The organism is Dietzia maris, from assembly GCF_014144855.1.
GTDB lineage: Bacteria > Actinomycetota > Actinomycetes > Mycobacteriales > Mycobacteriaceae > Dietzia > Dietzia kunjamensis.
In genome coordinates, this window is sequence record NZ_JAALDN010000349.1 from 1 (window position 1) to 9,256 (window position 9,256).

Consider the following 9,256-nt stretch of genomic DNA (forward strand, 5'->3'; position numbering starts at 1 on the left):
AGCGGGGCCTGGTCGGGCCGCCGCCGGCGCGGGGCGCGCTCGGCGGGTGGGGCGGGTCAGCCGAGGAAGGCCTGGTCCGACAGGGTCGCGCCCTTGATGTTGGTGAACTCGCGCAGCAGGTCCTGCACGGTGAGCGCGGACTTGGTCGCGGCGTCGGCCTCGTAGACGATCCGGCCCTCGTGCATCATGATGAGCCGGTTGCCCAGGCGGATGGCCTGCTCCATGTTGTGCGTGACCATGAGGGTGGTCAGACCGCCCTCGCGGACGATGCGCTCGGTGATCGTGGTGACCAACTCCGCACGCTGCGGGTCGAGCGCCGCCGTGTGCTCGTCGAGCAGCATGATGCGCGGCTGGGTGAACCCGGCCATGAGCAGGGACAGCGCCTGCCGCTGGCCGCCCGAGAGCAGGCCGACCTTGGCGGTGAGCCGGTCCTCGAGACCGAGCTCCAGCATGGAGAGCTGATCGGCGAACCGGCCGCGACGCTTCTTGCTCAGGCCCGGGCCGAGGCCCCGCCGGCGACCGCGCAACAACGCGAGCGACAGGTTCTCCTCGATCGTGAGGTTGGGTGCGGTCCCGGCGAGCGGGTCCTGGAAGACGCGGCCGACGTACTTGGCGCGCCGGTGCTGCGGCAGGCGGTTGACGTTGGTGCCGTCGATCTCGATGTTCCCGCTGTCGGCGAGCAACCGCCCGGAGACGGCGTTGAGCAGTGTCGACTTGCCGGCGCCGTTGGAACCGATCACCGTGACGAAGTCGCCCTCGGCGAGCGTGAGACTGAGATCGTGCAGCGCCCGGCGCTCGTTGACGGTGCCGGGGAAGAACGTCTTGGACACTCCGGTGACGGTCAGCATCGTCACGCCTCCTTGGTGCCGGTCGCGGCGGCGCCGGCGGATTCGGGCCCCGCGCCGACGGCGGTCCCGGTTCCCGCCGCCGCTCGTTCGTTGGCGGCGACCGGGGTGGTGGGTTTGCGTCCGAAGCGTCCGCCCGCGCCCTTCCAGCGGGGCAGCAGCAGCGCGACCACGACGAGGATGGCCGTGACGGCCTTCATGTCGTTGGGATCCAGGCCGACGCGGAGGGCGGCGAAGATGATGAGCTGGTAGAGCAGGGCGCCCAGGATCACGGCGAGCACCGCGAGCAGCAGCTTGCGCTGGCCGAGGATGGCCTGCCCGATGATCACCGAGGCCAGGCCGACGAGGATGAGGCCGATGCCCATCGAGATGTCGGCGAAACCGCGGTACTGGGCGATGAGCGCGCCGCACATGCCCACGAACCCGTTCGACAGGGCCAGCGTGAGGGTCTTGGTGAAGTCGGTCGAGACGCCGAACGAGGAGATCATGGGGCCGTTGTCACCCGTGGCTCGGATGGACAGGCCGAGGTCGGTGGTGAGGAACCACAGGACGACCAACCCGAGCAGCAGGACCACGACCGCGAGGATGGCCACCCCGGGCCACTCGCCCAGCAGGTCGGCGTCCTTCAGGGGCGTGAACACGGTGTCGCTGCGCAGCAGCGGGATGTTCGCGCCGTCCATGATCCGCAGGTTGACGGACCACAGCGCGATCATCGTGAGGATACCGGCGAGGAGGCCGTCGATCTTGCCCTTGGTGTGCAGCAGTCCCGTGACCGTGCCGGCGAGGAACCCGGTGCCGAAACCCGCGAGGGTCGCGAGCACCGGATTCCAGCCGGCGAGAATGCCCATGGCCGCCGTCGCGGCGCCCGTGGTGAAACTGCCGTCGACGGTGAGGTCGGGGAAGTTGAGCACGCGGAAGGTCAGGTAGACCCCCAGCGCCATGACCCCGTAGATGAGGCCTACCTCGACGGTCCCGATCACTTCTTCTCAGCCTCGGCGAGGATGTCCTCGGGGATCGTCACGCCCTGACGCTCGGCGGCGTCCTCGTTGACCACGTAGGTGAACTCGGTGGCGGTCTCCACGGGCATGGTGGCCGGGTCCTCACCGTCGCGCAGGATGCGCAGTGCCATCTCGCCGGTCTGGCGGCCCAGCTCGGTGTAATCGATGCCGAGGGTGGCGACGGCGCCGCCCTCGACCGTGCCCGACTCCGCGGCGATCACCGGGATCTGCTTGCTCTCGGCGACCTGGACCAGCGAGGCGATGCCCGAGACGACCATGTTGTCCGTGGGGACGTAGATCGCGTCGACGTCACCGAGGGCCTCGACGGCCTGCTGGATCTCGTTGACCGTGGTGACGGTCTGGGTCTCGATCTCCAGGCCCAGCGGGCCCGCGGCCTCACGCGCCTGATCCACCTGGACCTGCGAGTTGACCTCGCCGGAGGCGTAGACGATGCCGATGCGCTCGGCGTCCGGGACGATCTCCTTGAGCAGCTCGAGCTGCTTGTCGATCGGGGCGGCGTCCGAGGTGCCCGTGACGTTGGCGCCCGGCTCCTCCATCGAGTCCACCAGCTCCGCCGAGACCGGGTCGGTCACCGCGGTGAACAGCAGCGGCACGTCGGTGATGTTCTGCGCCATCGCCTGGGCGGCCGGGGTGGCCACGGCCAGGGCCAGGTCCAGGTCATCGGAGGCGAACTGCTGGGCGATGGTCAGTGCGGTGCCCTGCTCGCCGTTGGCGTTCTGCTCGTCGAACTCGACCTCGACGCCGGCCTCGGAGAAAGCCTCCTTGAAGCCGGCCGTGGCGGAATCGAGGGCCGGGTGCTGGACGAGCTGGTTGATGCCGATGCGGTAGGACTCGCCGCCACCACCGGCGGCGTCGTCCTCGCCACCGCTCGAGCAACCTGCGAGGACGAGTGCCGAGGTGGCGACCAGTCCGGTGATGAGCTTCGCGCGTGAGAATGCCATATGCCATGCCCTTGTCTGTGCCTTCTGGGCCTCACGGTGTTCACGCGAGGGGCCGGATGCGAACGGTGCTGGCACATGAGGCTACCGGGTCGCCCGGGCATGGTGAGCCCGGACTCACCTCACGGGCTGCTGCGGCGCCTCCTCCGATTCCGCCAGCTGCCGCTTCCAGGTGCGGAAGCCCTCCTCCGAGCGCCCACGCCGCCAGTACCCCGAGATCGACGCCCGCGCGGCGGGGATGCCGCGCTCGGTGCGCAGATAGGGGCGCAGGTGCTTCATCACCGTCTCGGCCTCGCCGTGGACGAACGCCTGCACGTCCCCGCCCGGCCATGGCATGCCCCGGACCGCGTCGATCAGCGGCGCCTCGCCGTCGATCACTCCGGGGCCGGCGTCCGCCGAGGAGGTTCCGCGGTGTACCCAGGTGATCTCCACGCCCGCCGGCGCGGTGATCGGGATTTCGTCGTCGTCGTCGGACACCTCGAGGAACACCGCGCCCGTGGCGTTCTCCGGTAGCGACTCCAGCGCCGCCGCGACCGCCGGCACCGCGGTCTCGTCACCGGCCAGCAGGTGGAAATCCGCCTCCGGATCCGGCCGGTACCCGCCGCCGGGGCCGCGCACCGCGACCCGGGCCCCGGGCGCGACGGACCGGGCCCACGGACCGGCGACACCCTCGTCACCGTGGACGACGAAGTCGATCCAGAGCTCGCGCGCGTTCGCGTCGACCCGTCGGACGGTGTACGTGCGCACGACCGTCTCCCCGGCGTGGGGCAGTTCGAGCTTGACGTAGCTGTCCGTCTCCGCGCGGGCGGCGAACGAGTCGAAGCCGTCCCCGCCGAGGACGACCCGTACGAGGTGCGGGGTCACCGGCTCCGTGCGCAGCACCGTGAGGGTGAGCGGAGGGCGGGTCTGGGGGCGAGTCACGTCATTCTCCTTCCAGCTGAGTTAGTTAGGTGACCCTATCCTTGCATGTTTCCGGGCGCGGCGAGTGGGGGCTGACGAGCGAAGAGGAGCGATGTAAGATATATGTGATCAAGCGAGGGGGCGCAGATGACCGCAGGCACGCGGACCGACATCGCGAAGGGCAGCGGCCGGCCGATCCGGCACCTGCCCGACATCTCGACCCACCTGGCCTTCTGGCTCCCGGTCGCCAACGTGGTCATGCAGTTGGCCAACCCGGCCGTGGGACACGGGGTCGTCGAGAGCAGGGTGGATCGTGGTCGCGGTGACCTCCGCCCGATCAAGCGGGCACGCACCACGGCCCAGTACCTCGCCGTGGCCAACCTCGGCTCCGACTCCGACCGCCGGTTCTTCCACGAGGCCGTCCACCGGATCCATGCCCGGGTGACCTCCACTGCGTCGAGCCCCGTGCGCTACAACGCCAATGACGCCGGGTCCCAACTCTGGGTGGCGCTGTGCCTGGTGCGGTACTACACCGACCAGTGGCAGATGATGCACGGCCCGCTCACCGGGGCCGAGCTGGACCGCATCATCGAGATGGCACGACCCCTGGGGACGACGCTCAACGTCCCCGAGGCGCGATGGCCGGCCACCTGGGCCGAGTACGAGAAGCGCTTCGCCGACGGGCTCGAGGCGGTGGAGATCGACGACACCGTCCGCGAGTACCTGCAGAAGCTCGCCGACTTCCGGGTGCTCGAGGTCCGGATGAAGCAGCTCGGCACCCTGGCCCACAAGACGGTCGGACCGTGGAACCTGTCCATGACCAAATTCGCGGTGCCCCGGCGCATCCGCGACGAGATGCACTGGGAGATCACCCCCGGCGACCTGCGCCGCCGACGGATGGTGCTCGCGCTCACCTCGGTTCTGGAGAAGGTCTTCCCGCGACCACTCCGGGCGTACTACGCCCTGAACATCGCGGACCTGAGGGTCCGGCGCCGGCTGGGGATCAGCGTCTTCTAGATTCCGACGGGGCCGGTCGGCCCTCGGCCCCGGTCCGCCCCGGTCGGCCCCGACCGGCCCGATGCAGGCGATCAGGTCGCCCGCAGGAACTCCATCGGCTCGTGGGCCTCGAACCGCCCGCTGACCTCCCCGGTCAACCCGCCCTCCAGGCCGGTGTCCGCCACCAGGTCGAGGCGGCGAGCCGGAGCGCCCTCGCTCAGGTCAAGATTGTCCAGACGCACCCACACGATGTTGGGACGGCGGGTGCTCTCGTAGACGTATACCCCCGCGGCATGGTCGGTGACGGTACGCCACAAGGTGGTGGAGGCGTTCGGCTGATCCGGGTCCGCCACACGGAACGGCTGCGAGGCGTTGCGGATCACGCTGAGTATCTCGGCCACGGCCAGGGTCCCGTCGTCCGGGGCGGGGAGGCGGTCGAGGTAGAAGGCGGTGCGCGCGAAGCGCTCGTCGGCGTCCCAACCGCCGGGCAGCGGCCGCTCGCCCCCGAAACCCCTGATCTCGCGGAGTCGCTCGAGTTGCTCGGCGAAGGGCGGGGAGTTGGTCATCACGGTGTACGCGCGGTCGTGCCAGATGTGGGGTTCGCCGTCGATGTACTCCACGATCGCCGAGTCCCCGGTGCTGTCGTCCAACGCGAGGTGGACCGTGACGGCCCGCCCCGTGCCCGGGTCGCCCGACGTCCTGACCTGGACCCGGGAGCTGCGCATCCAGTCCACGGCCTCCGCCACGGTGGCGAAGTTGTCCAGCATGTACTGCACCCACACGGCCGCACTGAGCGCGGGACGCTCGGGGTCGCGCTCGCCGTAGTCGGACTCCGCCAGCCAGAGGAGGTGACCGGCCAGTCCGGCCTCGTTGAGCCCGTCCGCACTGGCCTGGTCGTACGCGGCGGCCACGACACTGCCGTACCTCGACGTCCACGTCAGGGAGCCGTCCACGGCGCAGTCCTGCTGCATCCCCCGCGGGAACGCCCACAGGTTGGTCGCCAGATCGACCTCGTAGTCCATGGTCCGCCCGGCGAGGACGGTGTCAGGGGACGGAGACCAGAGGGCTCGCGTGCACATGGATGCCTTTCGCTTACCTCGGCGGTAGATAAGCAGAAATTATCACGGCATGCACCGGCCGGTACGGCGATCGAGGGCCGCCCTACAGTCCGAGTTGCTGCATCCGGGCCGAGATACGGGGGTCGGTGCTCACCACCGGCGCCTCCCCGGCAACCCACGGGTCCCCGTCGAAGTACATCTGGAAGATCTTCTCCGCGGTACGGGTCGCGAGCGCCTGGGTCGTCAGCGTGGGGTTGGGTCCGCCGAGCGAATTGGCCAGCGCCGAGTTGTCGGCGATGAACAGCCGCTTGACCCACCGGGCCTCCGCGTTGGCGTCGAGCACCGAGTTCTGGTCGGACTCACCCATCCGCATCGACGAGTGCACGTGCAGCAGCAGGGGCGCCCAGTCCATCCGGTAGACCTTCTTCGCCCCGGCCGCGCGCATGATCTCGGCAGCGCGACGGACCATGAACTCGCGGTTCTCCAGGGTCCGTGGCTTGCGTCGGCGTAGCGAGACGTCGATCTTGGCGGGCGCGCCGTTCTCGTCGGCCGGGAACAGGGACGGGGTGACGCGGTTGCCCGCCTCCACGTGGTCGTCGGTGATCACGAGGAAGTTGAGCAGGTTGTCGATCCCGCCCATCATCAGGTCCTTGAGTTCGTTGCCCACCAGGCGGCCCGCCGGTCCGTCCCAGGGGCCGGTGAAGCCGCGGCCGTTGGTGTAGTAGCCGCGGGCGCCCGAGTCGGACAGTGAGAGGGAGAAGGCCTGGATCGCCGGACCCAGACCGACGTTCTCGATCCCGCCGCGTCCGGGGAAGTCCATCCGCGCCGAGGAATTGGCGCCCTTGGAGTTCCCCGTGTACTCGTCGAAGCTGCCCACCACCCAGTCGAAGAAGTGGTCGGTGTGCCCCCGTCCCACCCAGTCGTTGGGATTGGGGAGCCCACTGTTGAACCACAGTCGGGGACTCTCGGTGGCGCCACCGGCGAGCACCACCACCCGGGCGTCCTCGGAGAAGATCTCCCCGGTGGTGTTGTTCCGCCAGGTCACGCCCCGGGCCACGGTGTGCGGGCCCTCCTGCTCGTGGCGGATCGACTGGACGAAACTGTCGGCGAGCAACTCGAAGGCGCGGCCACCGGGGCGGACGGCATCGGCGGACAAGCCGAGCGGGACGTAACTGTTGTCGGTCGAGCGTTTGGCGAACTGGTTCCGCGGGGCCTGCCGGGGCAGGTAGCACCCCTGGAAGCAGTGACCGCAGAAGGTGCAGCCGGTCGCCTGCGGGAACGTCAGCAGGTTGGAGTCGTCCGTCCGGCCGGCGGTGCCCCCGGGCTGGAGGATCGCGTTCTGCTGCGGCCGGAAGGCGTTGCGGGTGATGTTCCTGGAGGTCTGGAGAGGAAGACCGTAGTTCTCGCAGCCCCGGAAGGTCAGCGCCTCCTTGGTCCCCATCGCGGCGGTCTCGATGGGCAGCGTGGCCTCGACCCATTCGAGGTACGGCACGAGCTCGTCGTAGGTGAACGGGAAGAGGTGACCGGTGTCGTACTCCGCGGCGTCCACTCCTGTGTAGCCACGGAAGACGCCGGGCATGGGACGCGGGCTGTTGCCGTAGTAGTGCTGGGTGGTCCCGCCGACGCCGGACAGTTGCCAGACGAACATGTTGGTGGTCCACTCCCGGAACCACGCGGGCTTGGACCGGTCCTCCGGGCCGAAACGCAGGAAGCCGTTGTTCGGGTTGTTGGCGTCGTTCTCCGCGTGCGACCACTCGGTGGACGGGTCGGCCTGACGTGGGCCGCCCTCCAGGACGAGCACGTCCAGGCCGCGCCCCGCCAGTTCCGCGGCGACCACCGGGCCGCCTCCTCCCGCGCCGATGACGATGACATCACGCATCTGCCGGCACCTCCGTCCGATTCTGGTAGTAGCCGAGAAGTTCCGGGTGGCCGTCCACGAGGCCGTCCGGTCGATATCCGGTGAGGTCCCACGGGACCGGCCGCGGCTCGACGGTCCTGGTCACGGGGTTGTAGTTGTGCTGTTCGGAGTACACGCCGAAGGCCGTGCCCTCGAGGAGGATGCCGCCGGCGAACTTCAGGAACCCGGACGCGGTGCCGCGCAGCGGGACCGGGAGGGCGCCGTCGATGATCGAGACCAGTTGCGGAACGGGCCCCTCGATCCCCTCCAGGACCCGGAGCTTGTCGTTGATCGACAGCCGCGAGAACGGCGACCCCAGCGGGCCGGCGATCGCCGGCGGGGCGGCGAGCAGCGCGCCCGTGTTGACCAGGAGCGCCACGGGGAGGGAGAGGGGGAGCACCCGATCGCTGTAGGCGTAGCCGAGGACCTGGTCGATGCGCCGCCCCTCGGGCTCGCTCAGCCCGAGGAAGGGGCCGGTCTGGATCCCCAGGTCGGACAGTGCCTGGGCGATCCCCAGAGCCAGGGGCCGGGCGAGTTGGTCGCCCATGCCGAGGTAGTTGTCGAACAGGTCCTTCATGAACTCGCCGCCACCGACCTCGATGGGGCCGGGATCCGTACGCGGCGTGCCCTGCTGCCGTGACCAGTCGTCCGGGCCGGGCATGACCATGACGCACAGTCCGCGCATGGTGTCGAGGGAGAACGCCTCGACCGCGTCGAAGGCGTTGCTCCCGGTCTGCGCGTTCGCCGTGCCGACCAGGCCCGATGACGGGGGTATCACCCCGGGAAAGGCGATTCCGGCGCTGACGAACGCCCCGAACATCGATGCCCTGGCGAGGAATCTCCGCCGGTTGAACTGGTCCATCTGTGCCCCCTCGGGTATCCGGGGGCCAAACGTTAGTCATGTGATGAACATCACGCGACCGGTTTGACTGATTTTCTTATGTGTCTGTATGTCGCTTGTCAGGTCGACCGGTGTAGGGGAGCAGGCTGGAGGCGTCACCGAGATCCGCGTCGCCGATCGCGCCCAGGCTGCCGTCCTGCTGGAGGATCACGGCCGCGACATCCGCGAGTGAACCCTTCCCGGACTGCCGCGCGGCGGTATGGACGTCCTCCTCGAGGAGCTTGTGACGTCGGAGCGCCCGGTGCTGCATCTGTCCCTGGTAGTAGAGGAGGACCGGCGGGTGGTCGAGAAGGGTACGCACCCGTGATGACCTGGCGCGGGCGGCGGCGAAGATCCACTGGAGCCCCACGAGGAGCGCCAGGACGAGGACCGTCTGGGCCAGGGGAACCGAGGTGGCGGTGAGGGTGCGGCCGAACGCCGACCCGATGGTGACGGCGACGATGAAGTCGAGGGGGGTCATCTTGGCCATCGTGCGGGGGCCGGACACGCGGAGCATCAGGACGAGGGCGACGAAGCCGCAGACGACCATGACGACGGAGTGGACGATCGGTTCCCAACCGTCCCAGAGCAGTGTGGAATCCATGCCGCGCATCGTGCGCGAGGCGCGGTGGGAGGGCAACCGGCGCGTCGGCCGACCGCCGCGCCGGCACGGCCAACAGCTGCGACCGCAGGGCCTACCGCCGCGGCGCCTCGGCCAACGAC

At 69.5% G+C, this 9,256-nt stretch carries 9 protein-coding genes; 1 reads left to right on the forward strand and 8 read right to left on the reverse strand.

Annotated features, from left to right (window positions below):
* Positions 1–56: 56 nt before the first annotated feature.
* The 4 genes from G6024_RS11625 to G6024_RS11640 all read right to left on the reverse strand — a co-directional run bounded on the left by G6024_RS11625 (position 57) and on the right by G6024_RS11640 (position 3,723).
* Positions 57–848 carry an ABC transporter ATP-binding protein gene (locus tag G6024_RS11625; RefSeq protein ID WP_159148768.1) on the reverse strand — a complete coding sequence of 264 codons (792 nt, stop codon included), beginning with the start codon at positions 846–848 and terminating at the stop codon, positions 57–59.
* 2 nt (positions 849–850) lie between these two features.
* On the reverse strand, positions 851–1,825 hold the full coding sequence (locus tag G6024_RS11630; protein WP_132063851.1) for an ABC transporter permease: 975 nt from the start codon (positions 1,823–1,825) through the stop codon (positions 851–853).
* A complete protein-coding gene (locus tag G6024_RS11635; RefSeq protein ID WP_159148761.1) occupies positions 1,822–2,805 on the reverse strand; it encodes an ABC transporter substrate-binding protein in 984 nt (327 codons plus the stop codon). The genes G6024_RS11630 and G6024_RS11635 overlap by 4 nt, the downstream gene beginning before the upstream one ends.
* Positions 2,806–2,919: 114 nt before the next feature.
* Positions 2,920–3,723 carry a siderophore-interacting protein gene (locus tag G6024_RS11640; RefSeq protein WP_159148762.1) on the reverse strand — a complete coding sequence of 268 codons (804 nt, stop codon included), beginning with the start codon at positions 3,721–3,723 and terminating at the stop codon, positions 2,920–2,922.
* A gap of 126 nt (positions 3,724–3,849) precedes the next feature.
* On the opposite strand from G6024_RS11640, the gene G6024_RS11645 reads away from it, so the two are divergent.
* A complete protein-coding gene (locus tag G6024_RS11645) occupies positions 3,850–4,719 on the forward strand; it encodes an oxygenase MpaB family protein (protein WP_159148763.1) in 870 nt (289 codons plus the stop codon).
* A 71-nt stretch (positions 4,720–4,790) separates the two neighbouring features.
* Here G6024_RS11645 and G6024_RS11650 read toward each other — a convergent pair whose 3' ends face one another.
* The 4 genes from G6024_RS11650 to G6024_RS11665 form a co-directional block, all read right to left on the reverse strand.
* Complete coding sequence (locus G6024_RS11650; RefSeq protein ID WP_159148764.1) at positions 4,791–5,777, reverse strand: linear amide C-N hydrolase; 987 nt, start codon at positions 5,775–5,777, stop codon at positions 4,791–4,793.
* Between the two features lie 82 nt (positions 5,778–5,859).
* Positions 5,860–7,635, reverse strand: coding sequence for a GMC oxidoreductase (locus tag G6024_RS11655; protein WP_159148765.1), 1,776 nt, complete (start codon positions 7,633–7,635; stop codon positions 5,860–5,862).
* Positions 7,628–8,515: a hypothetical protein gene (locus G6024_RS11660; protein ID WP_159148766.1), complete on the reverse strand. Its 888-nt coding sequence runs from the start codon at positions 8,513–8,515 to the stop codon at positions 7,628–7,630. Before G6024_RS11660 ends, G6024_RS11655 begins: the two co-directional genes overlap by 8 nt.
* 76 nt (positions 8,516–8,591) lie before the next feature.
* Positions 8,592–9,137 (reverse strand): DUF421 domain-containing protein, encoded by a 546-nt coding sequence (locus G6024_RS11665; protein WP_159148767.1) that lies wholly within the window; start codon positions 9,135–9,137, stop codon positions 8,592–8,594.
* Positions 9,138–9,256 lie beyond the last annotated feature (119 nt).